The following is a 16,294-nucleotide window of genomic DNA, read 5'->3' on the forward strand; positions in this document are numbered from 1 at the left end:
CCGACGACCCTGGAACACATGATCATGGAAAGATACCTGAACTTCGTCGAGCGCCATGCGCGGGCGATCGTTTTCCTGCTGGTGGCGATCACCGCGTATTTCACTTATACGCTGGGCGCGCTGATCTCGGACACCAACCCTTATCTGCTCAAGGACAGCCATCCGGCGCGCAAGACCATCATCGATTTGCAGGGTGAGTTCACCGGCACCTTCGACTCGGTGATGGTGGCGTTGAACAACCCGCAGACGGTCTTCAACAAACAGACGCTCAATGCTTTGTTTTCGATGTCGCAGTCAGTGCGCAAGATGATCCTGGCCAACGACGCCGACAAGGAGCAACTGACGCAAATCGTCGCTCGCTACCCGAATGACAGCCGCGCGCAGCTATTGACCCGGGACATTCTGGAGGACGGTTTTTCCCAGAATGATTACGCTCAGGCCAAGGCCCTGCGCGATCATGCCCAGAGTCAGAACTGGGATGCTCATGATCAGTTGTTCCTGACCTTCCTCGCCGAGCGAATCAACCCGATTCGCGAAATGGCGTCGATGGGCGACCTGGAAAACATCGTGTTGACCGACGATGGCGAGTTGTTGATCCACAAGACCCTCAACGCCTATGACATGGATCCGGCCGTGGTCGAGTCACAGATCATGGGCAACGAGCTGATGGTCGACGGGGTGGTGTCGAAGGACAAGAAAGTCGCGATGCTGGTGGCCGAACTCGGTACCAAGCAGGATGACGCCCAGGCGCAATTGCGCGCCTATCAGATCGTGCGGGGCATCGTCGCGAAGTATCAGGCAGAGCATCCGGAGTACAAGGACGAGATTTTCATTGCCGGCATGCCGATCTTCATCGCGGCCCAACAGGAAATCATCGACCATGACCTGGCGGTGCTGTTTCCGATCGTGTTTCTGCTGATCACCCTGCTGCTGATTTTCTTCTTCCGCAAACCGCTGGGTGTGTTGTTGCCGCTGTTCAACATTCTGTTCTGCACCATCTGGACGCTGGGCCTGATGGCGCTGCTGCGGGTGCCGTTCGACCTGTTGACCAGCGTGTTGCCGGTGTTTCTGTTCACCATCTGCTGCTCGGACGCCATCCATGTGATGGCCGAATACTACGAGCAGAAAAACGCCGGCAAGAGCAACCGTGACGCCAACCGCGAGACCCAGCGGCTGATGGTCGTGCCGGTGGTGTTGACCACAGTGACGACCATCGCCACGTTCATGATTTCCACCACCAACAACATCGTCAGCATCCGCAATTTCGGCGTGTTCATGTCCATCGGCCTGACGGCGGCGCTGATCATTTCGTTGCTGCTGATTCCGGCCTGGATCTCCATCTGGGGCAAGGATCAACCAGCGCAAGCCAGGGTCGCTGCGCACAAGGAATCGATCATCTCGCGTTATCTGGTGGCGTTCTGCGCCTGGATGATCCGCTTTCGCAAACCGATTCTCATGGTCATGCTGCCGTTGCTGGCGCTGGCCACCGTGTTCACCTTCCGCGTCGATATCGAAGACTCGGGCATTGCCTATTTCAAACCCGAAAGCCATATCCGCATTTCGGACCAGTTCATCAACCACGCCAACGTCGCGGGTACGGCGCCGGGCTGGATTGCCATCGACAGCAAGGAGCCTCGCGGGGTGCTGACCACGGAGGTGGTGCAGTTCATCGACAAGCTCGACCACTTCATCAAGCAGCAGCCGAACGTGAGTTACGGCTACTCCCTGGCCACTTACGTCAAGCGCATGAACCTGGTGCTCAACGACATGAACCCTGATTACCTGCGCGTTCCCAACGCCATGGAAAAGGTGAGCTCAGTCAATGATGACGGGCAGGTCGAGCAATTCGAAGTGCCAGGCAATTCGCTGATCGAGCAGCACGTGATGCTGTTCGAAAACGGTGGCGGCTCGGACTTGAACAACGTGCTCAACGCCGACTTCTCCAAGGCCTTGACGCTGTACACCATGACCTCGTCGGTCGCCAGTGATTATCAGGGCATGCTCGATCGCCTCGACGCCTGGCTGCTGGTGAACAAACCGGCCAATCTGGAGGTGACGCATGCCGGCACGCCGTTGATCTGGACCGGTGTGTTGCAGGAAATCACCCAGGGCCAGGTACTGAGTTTTTCCCTGGCGTTGCTGGTCGTCACGCTGATGATGATGTACTGGCTCAAGTCGGTGCGGCTGGGCATTCTCGGCATGTTGACCCTGCTGACCACCTCGGTCACGGTCTACGGCTTCATGTTTCTGTTCAAGATCGAGCTGAACATCGGCACGACGCTGGTGACTTTCCTGGTGGTGGGCGTGGTCGATTACGCGGTGCACCTGCTGTCGCGCATCAAATGGCTGGTGCAGCAGGGCATTGAAGTCGACGCGGCGATTCTGCAGGCGATGCACAGCGTCGGTCGCTCGACGGTGATCAACGTGGTGATTTTCTCCGTGGGCTTCATGGCGCTGCTGTTTTCTGACTTCAAGCCGATTGTCGACCTGGGGGCGCTGGTGGCCATGGCGCTGTTCTCCAGCGGGGTCATGACCATCATTCTGGTGACGCTGGTTTCGCCGTGGTTCTTCGGCGCGATTGAGCCGATTGCCCAGCCCGCTCGGGCGCAACGCCTCGACGCAGAGGCAGTACCGGGCTGAAGCCCGAGCCGGTTCCGCCTGCCCTGATCCGACAGGCGAACCGGCCCATGCGCCGCAGAAGGGTTTTCAGTTCAGCGTAGCGGCCGGGGTTTTTTCCCCCTGCCGGGCGATGCGCTCGAACTGACATTCCTGTCGAGCCTCGTGGAGGTTGTTTTCAAACGCTTCAAGCCCATCGTACAACTGCTGCAAATCGCCGATCTGGGTCACCAGCTCGGCTTTTTTCCGGGCGATGGCATTCTGTGCCATGTCCCAGGGGAATTCCTCGCCGCGGTAGTTGTTCAGGATGACCTGCAGCTCCTTGAGCTTGAAGCCCAGTTGCTGAGCGCATTTGATGAACGTCAGGACCTCGACGCTTTCCTGACTGTAGATACGGTATTTGCCTTCACGCTTGGGCTCGGGCAACAGGCCGATTTCTTCGTAATGGCGAATGCTTTTGACTGTGGTGCCCGACAGCTGGGCGGCTTTGCCGATATACATAAAGATCCATCTCGATGATAAAACGGGGCGTAGCGTGACCAGGCTCGAGCCTGATCGGCGGGCGATTATAGGGTGAATACCATCGGCAGGTTGCAACTGTGCGTAAATGACGCGCACAGCTGACGGACGGGCTCGTGGGAGAGCCCGTGGAAGGCTGACGGCGTCGGCGGCGCCGTCAGTTGGACAGTTGCGTCAGATTCAGAACGCGGCGCTGGCTCGCGCCTGTTGCAGCCACACGTCGCGCTGCTCCGGTTTGGAGCCGAGCATGGGGCCGAACGTCAGGGTCTTGATCGGTTTGACTCCGCAGAACTCCAGCGTGGTCTTGCGCACCTGGTGCAGGCCCGGCATGCGGTAGAACCATTTGTAGTACCAGTACGGCGTGTCCATGGTCACCAGCAAATGGGCGGTGCGGCCTTTGAGCAGTTTGTCCGGGAAGGCTTTGCCTTCGCGGTACTTGAACGCGAAACCGGGCAGGAAGATGCGGTCCAGAAAGCCTTTCATCAACGCCGGAATCCCGCCCCACCAGATCGGATAGACGAAAGTCAGGTGCTCGGCCCAGGTGATGTCGGCCTGGGCCTGCAGCAGATCGGGTTCCAGCGGCTGAATCTTGTTGTAACCCTCGTGCAGGACCGGGTCGAAATCCAGCGCATCCAGGCGCATCAACCGTACCTCATGCCCGGCGTCCTTGGCCGCCTGAACGTAGGTTTCACTCAGTGCTCCGCAAAAACTGTCGGTGGAGGGGTGTCCCAGAATCACGAGCATTCGTTTGCCCATAGTGTGTACTCCTGAAAAGAAGCTCACAGGATAGAGTCTGCCCCTAGCGGTAGAGTCAAGGCGTCAGAGCATCAAGCAAGGCTTGGGTGTAGGCCGGCAGATGGGCGAAATTTCTTGAGCACAGATGCAGTGTCCGTCTGGCCCAGGCGTCGTCCAGCGGCACGCAGGCCAATGCGTTCGTCCGGGGCCAGCGCTCAACCGCCACTTTGGGCACGATTGCCAGGCCTGCCCCGCGCACGACCATGCGCATGAGCCCATCGAAGCCATCGGCGCGGATACGGATCGCCATGCGCTGGCCGATGTGCAGCGCCTGTTCTTCCAGATGAATCGCCAGGGCACTGTCGGCACCCAGCGCCACGTAGTCATGGGCCAGGGTTTCGGCAAAGGTCAGCGAGAGACGCTCTGCCAGCGCATGACCCGGCGGCACGAGCAGTACCAGCGGATCGTCGCGAAAGACCCGGGTCTGCAAATCGTGGGTGTCCACGGCGTCGGAGACAATGCCAAGGTCTGCTGCTCCCTGGCGCAAGGCGTGAGTGATGCGGGCGCTGGGCAGTTCCTGCAAGTCGATGTCGAGGTTGGGATGTTCGCGCAGGAAATCCGCCAGCACTTCCGGCAGGTATTCGCTGATGGCCGTGGTGTTGCACAGCAAACGCACCTGGCCTTTCACACCCCGGGCGTATTCGTTCAAGTCCTGCTGCATGCGCTCGGCCTGTTGCAACAGGAGTCGCGCATGTTGCGCCAGGGCCTTGCCGGCCGGCGTCGGTGTCACTCCGCGCCGCCCGCGCTCGAGAAACTCGGTGCCCAACGAAGCTTCCATCGCCCGGATCCGCGCACTGGCCGCTGCCAGCGACAGATGACTGCGGGCGGCGCCGGCGGTGATGTTGCCGCTGTCGAGGATGTGCAGGTACAGGCGCAGGTCGGTGAGGTCGAAGTGCATCGGTGGTGGCTCTTGCTGAAAGAGAGGCTGCCTCAGTGTATGACAGATTTTCAGTTCATCCGTGCAGGCGCACAGTATCGCCATGAACGCACTCGCAGATTTCTATCAGAACCTCGGTCTGGCCTTGTCATTGCTGGTGATGGCGACCTTCGTCGTCGCCGGCATGATCAAGGGTGTGATCGGTCTAGGCCTGCCCACCGTCGCCATGGGCCTGCTCGGTCTGGCTATGGCGCCAGCGCAGGCTGCGGCGTTGCTGATCATTCCGGCGACCCTCACCAACGTCTGGCAACTGGCGTTCGGCGGGCATTTGCAGGGGCTGGTGAAACGCTTGTGGCCGATGCTGCTGGCGATCTCTCTCGGCACGGCCATCGGCACCTTGTGGATCGGCATGGCCGGCGGGCATTGGGTGGTGCGCGGGTTGGGCGCGGCGTTGTTGCTCTATGCGCTGAGCGGATTGTTCCTGCCGACGCTGAGTGTCAGTCGCCGCCATGAAACGTGGCTGGGAACGCTGTGTGGCGTGATCACTGGCGTCATCACTTCGGCCACCGGCGTGTTCGTGATTCCCGCCGTGCCGTACATGCAGGCCCTGGGCTTGAGCCGCGATGAACTGGTGCAGGCGCTGGGCCTGTCCTTCACGGTTTCGACCCTGGCGCTGGCCGGCGGATTGCTCTGGCGCGGGTCGCTCGGCGGGGCGGAATTGAGCGCTTCGCTGCTGGCGCTGCTCCCTGCCATGCTCGGTATGCTGCTCGGCCAATGGCTGCGCCAGCGCATCAGTGCGGTGCTGTTCAAGCGGGTGTTCTTCATCGGTCTGGGCGCGCTCGGCGCCCATCTGCTGATCAGCGGCTAGCGGACGACGCGCTGAGCATTTCAATCGGGCGGATATCGAAATCCCGCTCCAGATACTCCATGCGATTGGCGAGAAACTGCTGCATGTGCGGCAGGTTCGAGTGCACGTCCAGATGCGCCTGGCTCTCCCAGATCTCGTAGAAGATGAACAGGCTCGGGTCTTCCTTGTCGCGCAGCATGTGGTACTCGATGCAGCCAGGTTCGGCGCGGCTCGGCTCGACATAAGCGCGGAAAAACGCTTCGAAGGCCTCGGCTTTTTCCGGGCGGGTCTTGGCGTGCAGGATGAAACCCTGGCGTTCGCTCATGGCAAAAAACTCCTCAGATTCAGATGGCGGCCAATCCTACGGCAACAATCGGCATTCGATTCGTGCGTTTTAATCAAATGAATTTTGCGCAACCGATGCTTATTCCGCGCGGGGCGGATCGCTAATCTGCCGCCATTCAATTTTTCCCCTTCTCCATCCAGCGCTCTGCGCTGCGCATCGGAATCCGATCGAGGCTCTCCCATGAAAAAAGTGCTGTTGCTCAATGGCGGTAAAAAATTTGCTCACTCCGACGGTCGCTACAACACCACCCTGCACGAAGCGGCGCTGAGCGTGCTGGATCGCGGCGGTGTCGACGTCAAGACCACCTTCATCGACGAGGGTTACGACATCGCTGAAGAAGTCGCCAAATTCCTCTGGGCCGACGTGATCATTTATCAGATGCCGGGCTGGTGGATGGGCGCACCGTGGACCGTGAAAAAGTACATCGACGAAGTCTTCACCGAAGGTCACGGCAGCCTCTACGCCAGCGATGGTCGCACCCGTTCCGACGCGTCGCAGAAGTACGGCAGCGGCGGTCTGATCCAGGGCAAGCAGTACATGCTGTCGCTGACCTGGAACGCACCGCAGCAGGCGTTCGATGACCCGACCGACTTCTTCGAAGCCAAAGGCGTGGACGCCGTGTACTTCCCGTTCCACAAGGCCAACGAGTTTCTTGGCATGACCGGCCTGCCGACCTTCCTCTGCGTGGACGTGATGAAACGCCCGAACATTGAAGCGGATGTGGCGCGTTACGAGCAGCATCTGACCGAGGTGTTTGGCCTCAAGGCCTGACGCTCGGCTACTATCGAAGGCCTGAGCTTGCGCAGCAGGCCTTTCGATTCGAGGACACCCGTGAAAGCCAGATCCGATGAGTTGCAGATTTTCGTCTGCGTGATCGAGTGCGGTTCGATCTCCGCCGCTGCCGAGCAGGTCGGGCAGACACCGTCGGCGGTCAGCCGCACGCTGTCGCGGCTGGAAGCCAAGCTCGACACCACGCTGATCAACCGCACCACACGGCGCATGGACCTGACCGAGGAGGGCAAGTATTTCTTCGAACAGGCCAAGCTGATCCTCGACCAGATGGATCAACTCGAAGAACGTCTTTCTTCGCGCCAGCAAACCCCGTCAGGACGACTGCGCATCAACGCCGCGTCGCCGTTCATGCTCCACGCCATCGTGCCGTACATCGACGAATTCCGTCGGTTGTACCCGGACATCCAGCTCGAACTCAACAGCAATGACCTGATCATTGACCTGCTGGAACAAAGCACCGACGTCGCCATCCGCATCGGCCCCCTCGCCGATTCGACATTGCATGCGCGATCGTTGGGTTGCAGTCCGCTGTTGATCGTCGCCAGTCCCGCGTATCTGGCAAAACACGGCGCGCCGCAGGAAGTGGCTGACCTGAGCGACCACACCTTGCTCGGTTTCACCCAGAACGAAGGCCTCAACCAGTGGCCGTTGCGTTACGTGCACGGCGATCGCTGGCCGATTACCCCGGCGATCAGCGCCTCCAGCGGCGAGACGGTTCGGCATCTGGCGCTGGAGGGCCAGGGCATTGCCTGCCTCTCGCATTACATGACCATCGACGACATCCGCGCCGGGCGCCTCAAGATGTTGCTGGCGGAATTCAACAGCGGTTATCGCCAGCCGATCAACGCGGTGTACTACCGCAACTCGCAATTGGCGCTGCGCATCCAGTGCTTCCTGGATTTTATCCAGAGCAAACTGGCGGCTTACGCCAGCGCCGATTTCAAAGGCTGATTCGTGACCCCTGCGCAAGAGTGAATTGGTTGAGGGCGGGTTTTTCCACAGGACCTGCCGATCGATACTCGTTGCATCACTTACTCACGCAGGGAGTTTCCCCATGAACGTATTCGTCACCGGCGCTGCCGGTTTTATCGGCGGCTCCATCGCCACCGGTCTGGTCCAGGCCGGCCACAGCGTCACCGGTCTTGTGCGCAGCGCCGAACAGGCCAATGAGCTGAAAGCACTGGGCATCACCCCGGTGATCGGCACCCTCGACGACAAGGCACTGCTGGCCGAACAGGCCCGCGCCGCCGACGCCGTGATCAACGCCGCCAGCAGCGACCATCGCGGCGCGGTCGAAGCCTTGCTCGATGCCCTGCGCGGTTCGAACAAAGTGTTCCTGCACACCAGCGGTTCGAGCATCGTCGGCGATGCCTCGGGCGGCAAATCCAGCGACGTCATCTACTTCGAAGACAACCTGCCGGAGCCGACCGTCGACAAGGCCGCACGGGTGGCCATCGACAACCTGATCCTCGCGGCAGCGAAGGACGGCGTGAACTCGGCCGTCATCTGCAACACTCTGATCTACGGCCACAGCCTGGGCGTCAATCGCGACAGCGTGCAACTGCCGCGTCTGCTGAAACAGGCACGCAAAAGCGGCGTGGTGCGTCACGTCGGCAGCGGTCAGAACATCTGGTCCAACGTGCACATCGAAGACGTGGTGTCGCTGTACCTGCTGGCCCTGACCAAAAACGTCCCGGGCACCTTCTACTTCGTCGAAAGCGGCGAAGCGTCGTTCATCGACATGACCACCGTCATGGCCGAAGCCTTGAATCTGGGCCAGCCACAAGACTGGCCGCTCAAAGACGCTGAAGTCGAGTGGGGCTATGAAATGGCCAACTACGGCCTCGGCTCCAACAGCCGCGTACGCGGCAAACACGCCCGCGAACTGCTCGGCTGGGTGCCGAAGCGCACGTCGGTGGTTGAATGGATTCGTAACGAAATGGTGTGAGGGTTGATTAAACCCGAGAGGGCTTTGCGACTAACCTGTGAACGGCTGCCTTTGGGCAGCCGTTTGTGTTTTTGGATTTGTCCTGGCATCGGGGCAAATCCCCGGCGCTTTTCAATGTTCAGTGGCATCAGGAGGGGCAAGGACGGCTTTTTCTTTGCCGCAGCCCCGCAGATTCCCCGACTGCTTGATGGTTTCGAGAGGGACTGTCTTGGCAAGTACACACCTTGCAAGCCTGATCTGGATGAAAACCTGATCCACGCCATCGCTGTCACGCACGTGGAGTTCATCCTGATTCATCCATTTCGCGAGGGTAATGGGCGCTTGTCGCGCTTGTCGCGATTGTTGGCGGATGTCATGGCGGTGCAGGCGGGGTATGTGCCGCTCGACTACAGCAGTTGGGAGCGAAACAAAGAGGCTTATTTTGCGGCAATCAACCAAGGGCTGAATTGCAATTACGAACCCATGGAGTATTGGGTTCGGCAGGCATTGTGGACTTGAGTGACGATCTCATTTGGCCAGAGAAAGATGCAGAAACTTGCTGTCCTTGAGCTTCAGCTTGCGTTCAATCGATTCAACGCTCTGACCCGTTTCGATGGCTGTCGAACTGGCAATCGCGCGTATCAACGCTTCGGCAGTGAGCTTTTTGGGGCGGCGGCGCGAAGCAGTCATGGCAGGAACTCGATAGAAAGCGTCTGCCGAGTATAGCGCCTGGATTGATGTTGAAAACCTTGTGGTCTGGGCAAAACCTTCAGCCGGGTCATGAAAATCCTACCCCGCGATTTTCATTATTCACGACAAGGCATACTCAAAAACGACAACCCTTATCCCTCCACGAAAATTACTTTCACTTCGTTTGAAAACTCGATCTCGAAATGATTTATGAGTTTCACAACCCATTCGAACGTGACCCTTTCGAGGAGTACCGCATGACACCGTCCTTCGGCTATTGGCTGCTGGTGTACGCCGCCGTTGCCATCATCGCCCTGATCGTTCTGATCGCCCGTTACCGGCTCAATCCGTTCATTGTCATCACCCTGATTTCCATCGGCCTGGCGCTGGTGGCGGGGATGCCGCCGTCCGGCGTGGTGGGGGCGTATGAGGCCGGGGTGGGCAAGACGCTGGGGCACATTGCGCTGGTGGTGGCGCTGGGGACGATGCTTGGCAAGATGATGGCCGAGTCCGGTGGCGCCGAGCAGATGGCGCGCACGTTGATCGAACGCTTTGGCGAAAAGAACGCACACTGGGCGATGGTGTGCATCGCGTTTCTGGTGGGTCTGCCGCTGTTTTTCGAAGTCGGTTTCGTGTTGCTGGTGCCGATTGCCTTTACTGTGGCGCGGCGGGTCGGCGTGTCGATCCTGATGGTCGGTTTGCCGATGGTTGCCGGTCTTTCCGTGGTGCATGCGCTGGTGCCGCCGCACCCGGCGGCGATGCTGGCGGTGCAGGCCTATCAGGCGTCGGTCGGGCAGACCTTGCTGTACGCGATTGCCATCGGCATTCCGACGGCGATCATTGCCGGTCCCCTGTACGCCAAATTCATCGTGCCGCGCATTCAGTTGCCGGCGGATAACCCGCTGGAAAAACAATTCCTCGAACGCGAGCCCCGCGACAGCCTGCCGGGTTTCGGCATCACCATGGCGACCATTCTGTTGCCGGTGGTGCTGATGCTGATCGGCGGCTGGGCCAATCTGATTTCCACGCCGGGCAGCGGCTTCAATCAGTTCCTGCTGTTCATCGGCAACTCGGTGATCGCGCTGTTGCTGGCGACGCTGTTGAGTTTCTGGACGCTCGGCATTGCCCAGGGGTTCAACCGGGAATCGATCCTCAAATTCACCAACGAATGCCTGGCACCGACCGCCAGCATCACCTTGCTGGTGGGCGCCGGTGGCGGTCTGAACCGGATTCTCGTGGACGCCGGCGTCACCGATCAGATCGTCGGCCTGGCTCACGAATTTCACCTGTCGCCGCTGATCATGGGCTGGCTGTTCGCCGCGTTGATGCGCATCGCCACCGGTTCGGCCACCGTTGCGATGACCACGGCTTCCGGCGTAGTCGCGCCAGTGGCCATTGGTCTGGGTTATCCACACCCGGAACTGCTGGTGCTGGCGACCGGTGCGGGCTCGGTTATCTTTTCCCACGTCAACGACGGCGGCTTCTGGTTGATCAAGGAATACTTCAACATGACGGTGGCCCAGACGTTCAAGACCTGGACGGTGCTGGAAACCCTGATCTCGATAGTCGCTTTCGCCCTGACCGTCGGTCTTTCTTACCTGCTGTAGTCGGAGTTTTCCGCCATGGACATCCTTTATCAGATCCGCGCCCGTCAGGATTCCTTCAGCGCCGGTGAAGGACGCATCGCCCGTCTGATGCTCGACGATGTAGGATTTGCCGCCTCCGCCAGCCTCGAAGAGCTGGCGCAGCGGGCCGAAGTCAGCACCGCCACACTGTCGCGCTTTGCCCGCACCGTCGGCTGCCGCGACCTGCGCGATCTGCGCCTGCAACTGGCCCAGGCCAGCGGCGTCGGCAGCCGTTTCCTCGATCCGGCGGGCACGCCCGAGCAGTCGGCGTTTTACGGGCAGATCGTCGGCGATATCGAAACCACCCTGCGCCAGCATCTGGCGGCGTTCGACGAATCGCGCTTCGCCGATGCGGTGAAACTGCTGGGCCAGGCGCGGATGATCCACGCCTTCGGCATCGGCGGTTGCTCGACCCTGTGCAGCGATGAGTTGCAAGTGCGGCTGGTGCGTCTCGGCTATCCGATTGCGGTGTGCCACGACGCGGTGATGATGCGCGTCACCGCCGCCAGCCTCAGCGCCGAGCAGGTGGTGATCGTCTGTTCGCTGACCGGCATCACCCCGGAATTGCTGGAGACCGTGGCGCTGGCGCGCAACTACGGCGCCCGGATTCTCGCCATCACCCGCGCCGACTCGCCGCTGGCGGAGCTGGCCGATATCGTCCTGCCGCTGCAAGGTGCCGAGACCTCGTTCATCTACAAACCGACGGCGGCACGCTACGGCATGCTGCTCGCCATCGACGTGCTGGCCACCGAGCTGGCGCTGGCCAATCCAGAAGACAATCAAGAACGTCTGCGGCGGATCAAACTCGCCCTCGACGAATACCGTGGCGGCGACGATCACCTGCCGCTGGGAGACTGACATGCTGTACGACACGCTGATTCGCAACGCCACCGTCATCGATGGCAGCAACGTTCCCGGTTACAAGGCTGACGTGGCCCTTCTCGAGGGCCGCATTGTTCGTATCGGCGACTTGCATGACGCCAGTGCCACAGAAGAAATCGATGCGACGGGCCGTGTGCTGGCGCCGGGTTTCATCGACGTACACACCCACGACGACACCGTGGTGATCCGCCAGCCGCAGATGCTGCCCAAGCTCAGCCAGGGCGTGACCACGGTGATTGTCGGCAACTGCGGCATCAGCGCCGCACCGGTCAGCCTCAAGGGTGATCCACCGGATCCGATGAACCTGCTCGGCACGGCCGCCGCATTCGTCTATCCACGTTTCAGCGATTACCGCGCGGCGGTCGAGGCGGCCAACACCACGTTGAACGTGGCGGCACTGGTCGGCCACACGGCGCTGCGCAGCAATCACCTCGATGACCTGTTCCGCACCGCGACTGACGATGAAATCAGTGCGATGCGCGAGCAGTTGCGCGAAAGCCTGGAGGCGGGCGCCCTCGGTTTATCCACAGGTCTGGCGTATGCGAGTGCGTTCTCGGCATCCACCGATGAAGTCATGCAATTGACCGAAGAACTGAATGCGTTCGGCGCGGTGTACACCACGCACCTGCGCAGTGAGTTCGAACCGGTGCTGGAGGCGATGGACGAGGCCTTCCGCATCGGGCGCCACGCCCGATCGCCGGTGATCATTTCCCACCTCAAATGTGCCGGCGCCGGTAACTGGGGCCGCAGTCCGCAGTTGCTCGCCTCGCTGGAAGAGGCGGCGAAGACTCACCCGGTCGGCTGCGATTGCTATCCGTATGCGGCGAGTTCTTCGACCCTGGATCTGAAGCAGGTCACTGACGCCCACCGCATCACCATCACCTGGTCGACGCCGCATCCTGAGATGGGCGGCCGCGACCTGATGGATATCGCCGCCGAATGGAACCTGTCGTTGCTCGACGCCGCCAAGCGTCTGCAACCGGCGGGCGCGGTGTATTACGGGATGGACGAGAACGATGTGCGCCGGATCCTCGCCCATCCGCTGTCGATGGTCGGTTCCGATGGCCTGCCGGAAGACCCGTTCCCGCATCCGCGCCTGTGGGGTGCTTTCCCACGGGTGCTCGGTCATTTCAGTCGCGATGTCGGGTTGTTTCCACTGCACACCGCGGTGCACAAGATGACCGGTCTGTCGGCGGCGCGTTTTGGCCTGAAGGAAAGGGGCGAGATTCGAGAAGGGCACTGGGCGGATCTGGTGTTGTTCGACCCGGCAACCGTGCGTGACGTGGCGGATTTCAATGACCCGCAACGCGCCGCGCAAGGCATCGACGGGGTGTGGATTAATGGTGTGTTGAGTTATCGCGACGGCCAGGCCAACGGGCAAACAGCAGGGCGGTTCCTGGCGCGCCAGGGCGATCTGCGCGACGGCTTTCGTTGAATTTTGCTGACTGCGTCACGGTGATGGCACATTGCAATTAAAGAAAGCCATCACCAGGCCGAATTGCTGACATTCACCCCGGCTACACGCTGGGGCCAATCAGTCAGGGAGCAACCCATGAGCTTCGGCAAAACCACCCCGATCCTGCGGATTTTCGATGAAGCCAAAGCCGTGGAGTTCTACATCGACTTCCTCGGCTTCAAGATCGATTGGCAGCATCGTTTCGAGCCTGGTTTCCCGTTGTACCTGCAAATCTCCCGTGGCGAATGCGTGCTGCATTTGTCCGAACACCACGGCGATGCGACTCCCGGTTCAGCCCTGCGGATCGAGACCGATGAGCTGGAGGCGTTTCAGCAGCAGTTGCTGGCCAAGGAATACAAGTTTTCGCATCCACAGATTCAGGCCATGCCGTGGGGCAGCCAGGACATGACCATCGCCGACCCGTTCGGCAATCGACTGGTGTTTACCAACGCGATCAGCCTCTAGCCGTCGTTCGACACCCGGTGAGTCTGGCGAAATTCACCGGGCGGCATCCCGCGTCGGCTCTTGAAGGCTCGGTGAAACGAGCGTGATTCGCTGAAGCCCAGATACTGGGCGATGTCCTGAATCGGCAGGGTGCTGTTGAGCAGGTAATGCTCGGCCAGTTCCTGGCGCAGTTCATCGAGAGTCTGCTGATACGACGTGCCGGCCTGATGCAACTGGCGTTGCAGCGTGCGCACCGACACGGCGAGATGTTCGGCCACCTGCTCCTCGCGCGGCAGACCTTCCTTGAGCAACTGGCGCAGGATGCTTTTGACCCGCTGCTCCAGCGACGCATCCTCCAGTGTCGCCATCAGACTCTGCGCGTGTTCTTCCAGGGTGCGCAGCAAATGCGCATCGGCCTGGCGCAACGGCAACTGCAAATACGGCAACGGCACGATCAGCGCGGAATACGGTTGATCGAACAGCACCGGGCAGTCGAAAAACTGTTCGTACTGCGCCAGCGTCGTGCCCGCCGGGAGTGAGTGTTCCAGCCACACCGCGGCCGGTGACAGTCGGGTATCGGCGATCCAGCGCGCGTATTGCAGCCAGGAACCGAGCACGTTTTCCACCAGATGCCGGCGAATCCGCGGGCGCTCAAAGCGGCAGCTCCAGATCAGGTGCACGTGGTTTTCGTGAACCTCGGCGCGGCTGACGCCCATGTCACCCACCAGTTTTTCGAACGGCATTATGCGGCTCATGGCGTCGCCCAGTGTCGCGCAGTTCATGGTGATGTAACCCAGCACGCTCCAGGAATTGGGCAGGACGAAATTCGCCGCGTTGAGGCCGAACAGCGGATCGCCCGAGTGTTCGCAAAAGTAATCAAGCAAACGCTCATGGGCTTCACCCGGCAGACGCAGGCTGTTGTCGCTCAACTGCTGCGCCTGCAACCCGGCCGCCGCCAACGCAGGCTCGATGGCCATGCCCAGATGTTCGGCATGGCGCAGGTACTTGAGCAGCGGTGGGACGGAGGTGAAGCCGAGCGATTGCATGACCGAATCCTCTTGATCGAGGCCGCCGTGGGCGGAGGAGCGCTCTGAAAGGTAATTTGAATCCGCGAATAAAGTAAATGGCTGGCCTTGGGACCATGCAGAGGTCTTCGAGCTGGTTTGTTAGTCTGCGATCACTCATTTCACGGATTGCAGGAAGCCTTATGACCAGCATCACTATTCGACTCGATGAGCAGATGACAGAGCAACTGCGTATCGCTGCCGCCCAAAATGGCCATTCCATGGAGGACGAAGCGCGGCAGATTCTGGAAAACGCATTGGCTACGGTTGATCGAGCTGGCGGGTTAGGTACTCGGATACACAATCGATTCGGCGCCATGGGTGGCGTCGAGCTCGATCTGCCATCACGTTCAGAAAACCTCAGCGGCTGATAAACACCGCTCACAAAAAGCCCGCCGCCACACTAAAACCAGTGTGGCGGCGGGCTTTTTACAGGGTGCAAAAAAATGGCGAGTGCACCGCACTCGCCACCTCCCGCATCAATCCGTCGGCACGACCTTGTCCAGCGCCCGGTTAACGGCCAGTTCGGCGATCATCACGATCTGGGCGATGCCTTGCAGAGTCTTGCGGTGGCTGCCCTCGACCAATGCCACATGATTGTTGAGCATGACGGTGGCGGAGCCGAGGGATTCGCTGGCGTCTACCAGCAGGGATTCGGTGTCGGCTTCGGGGTGAGCCTGATAGAGGGTGTTGGGTTTGTAGGGCGCGGCCATGATCTGGGCGCTGAGGGGGCCCAGGTGATAATCGAGGGCGCGTTCGGCGGCTTCGTTGAAGCGTTTCGAGCCGGGGCATTCGTAGGGAGATGCCGGATCCGGGATGATTGTGGGTTCGGTGAGCGGTGGGTTTGGCGTTACCTTGAACATGGGTGACTAACCTCTGGTTGAGGCTGCACCTTTTCGCCGCTAAGCAAAAGGGTGGCAGCTGTGCGCAAGTTAGCGGACCGGTAGTCACCCTCAACCCGGCGCACCCGAAGGTGCCATGCGCACAGCCACCATCAAGTGCAGGCTGGCGCCTGACTGGATTCGACATGTGCAACCGTAGGGGACATTCCGAACCGCTAAGTTCGATCACTGGAAATCAATGACGCAATCAAATTACGCAGCCAGCCCAAGGCGCACAAGCCGGCGGATTCTGGCGTAGCCGTAGGCAACGGCGCAAGGTTTTGTGGGCTTCGGGACGTATCACCGCGTGTCCTTAAACACCAATCGCCAACCGCGTGTAATCACGTTTCAGAACGCGTCATCCAATTCCTGAAAATGGCAATTTCAGGGCAAAAAAGAAGGGCAGCTTCTCAGCTGCCCTTCTTTGTACATCGTGTCTCGTCCTGAATAAGGTTTACACCTTCTGACCCATTCTCAGGAGGGAGTAATGAATACAGGAAAAAGGCGCAGTCAGCGTGATTACACGCGGACCT

The 16,294-nt window shown here is 60.2% G+C and carries 18 protein-coding genes; 11 read left to right on the top strand and 7 right to left on the bottom strand.

The genetic code is table 11. The features are described from left to right. Positions 1 to 24: 24 nt before the first annotated feature. Positions 25 to 2,640, top strand: coding sequence for an RND family transporter (locus CAF79_RS28460; RefSeq protein WP_085701358.1), 2,616 nt, complete (start codon positions 25 to 27; stop codon positions 2,638 to 2,640). Between the two features lie 66 nt (positions 2,641 to 2,706). Here CAF79_RS28460 and CAF79_RS28465 read toward each other — a convergent pair whose 3' ends face one another. The 3 genes from CAF79_RS28465 to CAF79_RS28475 form a co-directional block, all read right to left on the bottom strand. Further along, positions 2,707 to 3,117 (bottom strand): MerR family transcriptional regulator, encoded by a 411-nt coding sequence (locus tag CAF79_RS28465; RefSeq protein WP_085685536.1) that lies wholly within the window; start codon positions 3,115 to 3,117, stop codon positions 2,707 to 2,709. A 198-nt stretch (positions 3,118 to 3,315) separates the two neighbouring features. Then, on the bottom strand, positions 3,316 to 3,891 hold the full coding sequence (locus CAF79_RS28470; RefSeq protein ID WP_085701347.1) for an NAD(P)H-dependent oxidoreductase: 576 nt from the start codon (positions 3,889 to 3,891) through the stop codon (positions 3,316 to 3,318). A 55-nt stretch (positions 3,892 to 3,946) separates the two neighbouring features. Beyond that, a complete protein-coding gene (locus CAF79_RS28475) occupies positions 3,947 to 4,828 on the bottom strand; it encodes a LysR substrate-binding domain-containing protein (RefSeq protein WP_085701348.1) in 882 nt (293 codons plus the stop codon). Between the two features lie 82 nt (positions 4,829 to 4,910). Between CAF79_RS28475 and CAF79_RS28480 the strand changes: the two genes are divergently transcribed. Continuing rightward, complete coding sequence (locus CAF79_RS28480; protein WP_085701349.1) at positions 4,911 to 5,675, top strand: sulfite exporter TauE/SafE family protein; 765 nt, start codon at positions 4,911 to 4,913, stop codon at positions 5,673 to 5,675. Here CAF79_RS28480 and CAF79_RS28485 read toward each other — a convergent pair. After that, a complete protein-coding gene (locus CAF79_RS28485; protein ID WP_065261059.1) occupies positions 5,665 to 5,979 on the bottom strand; it encodes a putative quinol monooxygenase in 315 nt (104 codons plus the stop codon). The genes CAF79_RS28480 and CAF79_RS28485 overlap by 11 nt on opposite strands. 201 nt (positions 5,980 to 6,180) lie before the next feature. Between CAF79_RS28485 and CAF79_RS28490 the strand changes: the two genes are divergently transcribed. The 4 genes from CAF79_RS28490 (at position 6,181) to CAF79_RS28505 (ending at position 9,238) form a co-directional block, all read left to right on the top strand. Then, on the top strand, positions 6,181 to 6,771 hold the full coding sequence (locus tag CAF79_RS28490; RefSeq protein ID WP_085701350.1) for an NAD(P)H-dependent oxidoreductase: 591 nt from the start codon (positions 6,181 to 6,183) through the stop codon (positions 6,769 to 6,771). Between the two features lie 60 nt (positions 6,772 to 6,831). After that, on the top strand, positions 6,832 to 7,743 hold the full coding sequence (locus CAF79_RS28495) for a LysR family transcriptional regulator (protein ID WP_085701351.1): 912 nt from the start codon (positions 6,832 to 6,834) through the stop codon (positions 7,741 to 7,743). A gap of 103 nt (positions 7,744 to 7,846) precedes the next feature. Continuing rightward, positions 7,847 to 8,740 carry an NAD-dependent epimerase/dehydratase family protein gene (locus CAF79_RS28500; protein ID WP_085701352.1) on the top strand — a complete coding sequence of 298 codons (894 nt, stop codon included), beginning with the start codon at positions 7,847 to 7,849 and terminating at the stop codon, positions 8,738 to 8,740. A gap of 114 nt (positions 8,741 to 8,854) precedes the next feature. Continuing rightward, positions 8,855 to 9,238: a Fic/DOC family protein gene (locus CAF79_RS28505; protein WP_256579518.1), complete on the top strand. Its 384-nt coding sequence runs from the start codon at positions 8,855 to 8,857 to the stop codon at positions 9,236 to 9,238. 9 nt (positions 9,239 to 9,247) lie between these two features. On the opposite strand, the gene CAF79_RS29280 is transcribed toward CAF79_RS28505, so the two are convergent. Further along, on the bottom strand, positions 9,248 to 9,409 hold the full coding sequence (locus CAF79_RS29280; RefSeq protein ID WP_170929807.1) for a hypothetical protein: 162 nt from the start codon (positions 9,407 to 9,409) through the stop codon (positions 9,248 to 9,250). A 257-nt stretch (positions 9,410 to 9,666) separates the two neighbouring features. Here CAF79_RS29280 and CAF79_RS28510 point away from each other — a divergent pair, with 257 nt between their 5' ends. The 4 genes from CAF79_RS28510 to CAF79_RS28525 all read left to right on the top strand — a co-directional run bounded on the left by CAF79_RS28510 (position 9,667) and on the right by CAF79_RS28525 (position 13,837). Further along, entirely contained in the window at positions 9,667 to 11,016 is a 1,350-nt protein-coding gene (locus CAF79_RS28510; RefSeq protein ID WP_085701359.1) for a GntP family permease, read from the top strand. A gap of 15 nt (positions 11,017 to 11,031) precedes the next feature. After that, on the top strand, positions 11,032 to 11,892 hold the full coding sequence (locus CAF79_RS28515) for a MurR/RpiR family transcriptional regulator (RefSeq protein ID WP_007953817.1): 861 nt from the start codon (positions 11,032 to 11,034) through the stop codon (positions 11,890 to 11,892). 1 nt (position 11,893) lies between these two features. Continuing rightward, on the top strand, positions 11,894 to 13,351 hold the full coding sequence (locus CAF79_RS28520) for an amidohydrolase family protein (RefSeq protein ID WP_085701353.1): 1,458 nt from the start codon (positions 11,894 to 11,896) through the stop codon (positions 13,349 to 13,351). Between the two features lie 117 nt (positions 13,352 to 13,468). Continuing rightward, positions 13,469 to 13,837, top strand: a complete 369-nt coding sequence (locus tag CAF79_RS28525) for a glyoxalase superfamily protein (RefSeq protein ID WP_085701354.1) — start codon at positions 13,469 to 13,471, stop codon at positions 13,835 to 13,837. Here CAF79_RS28525 and CAF79_RS28530 read toward each other — a convergent pair. Then, complete coding sequence (locus CAF79_RS28530) at positions 13,834 to 14,862, bottom strand: AraC family transcriptional regulator (protein ID WP_085701355.1); 1,029 nt, start codon at positions 14,860 to 14,862, stop codon at positions 13,834 to 13,836. The two genes, CAF79_RS28525 and CAF79_RS28530, sit on opposite strands and share 4 nt — an antisense overlap. A gap of 161 nt (positions 14,863 to 15,023) precedes the next feature. On the opposite strand from CAF79_RS28530, the gene CAF79_RS28535 reads away from it, so the two are divergent. Further along, positions 15,024 to 15,251 carry an Arc family DNA-binding protein gene (locus tag CAF79_RS28535; RefSeq protein WP_085701356.1) on the top strand — a complete coding sequence of 76 codons (228 nt, stop codon included), beginning with the start codon at positions 15,024 to 15,026 and terminating at the stop codon, positions 15,249 to 15,251. 108 nt (positions 15,252 to 15,359) lie between these two features. On the opposite strand, the gene CAF79_RS28540 is transcribed toward CAF79_RS28535, so the two are convergent. Continuing rightward, entirely contained in the window at positions 15,360 to 15,743 is a 384-nt protein-coding gene (locus CAF79_RS28540) for a DUF6124 family protein (RefSeq protein ID WP_085701357.1), read from the bottom strand. Positions 15,744 to 16,294 lie beyond the last annotated feature (551 nt).

The sequence above is a fragment of the Pseudomonas sp. B26(2017) genome (assembly GCF_002113045.1).
Lineage (GTDB): Bacteria > Pseudomonadota > Gammaproteobacteria > Pseudomonadales > Pseudomonadaceae > Aquipseudomonas.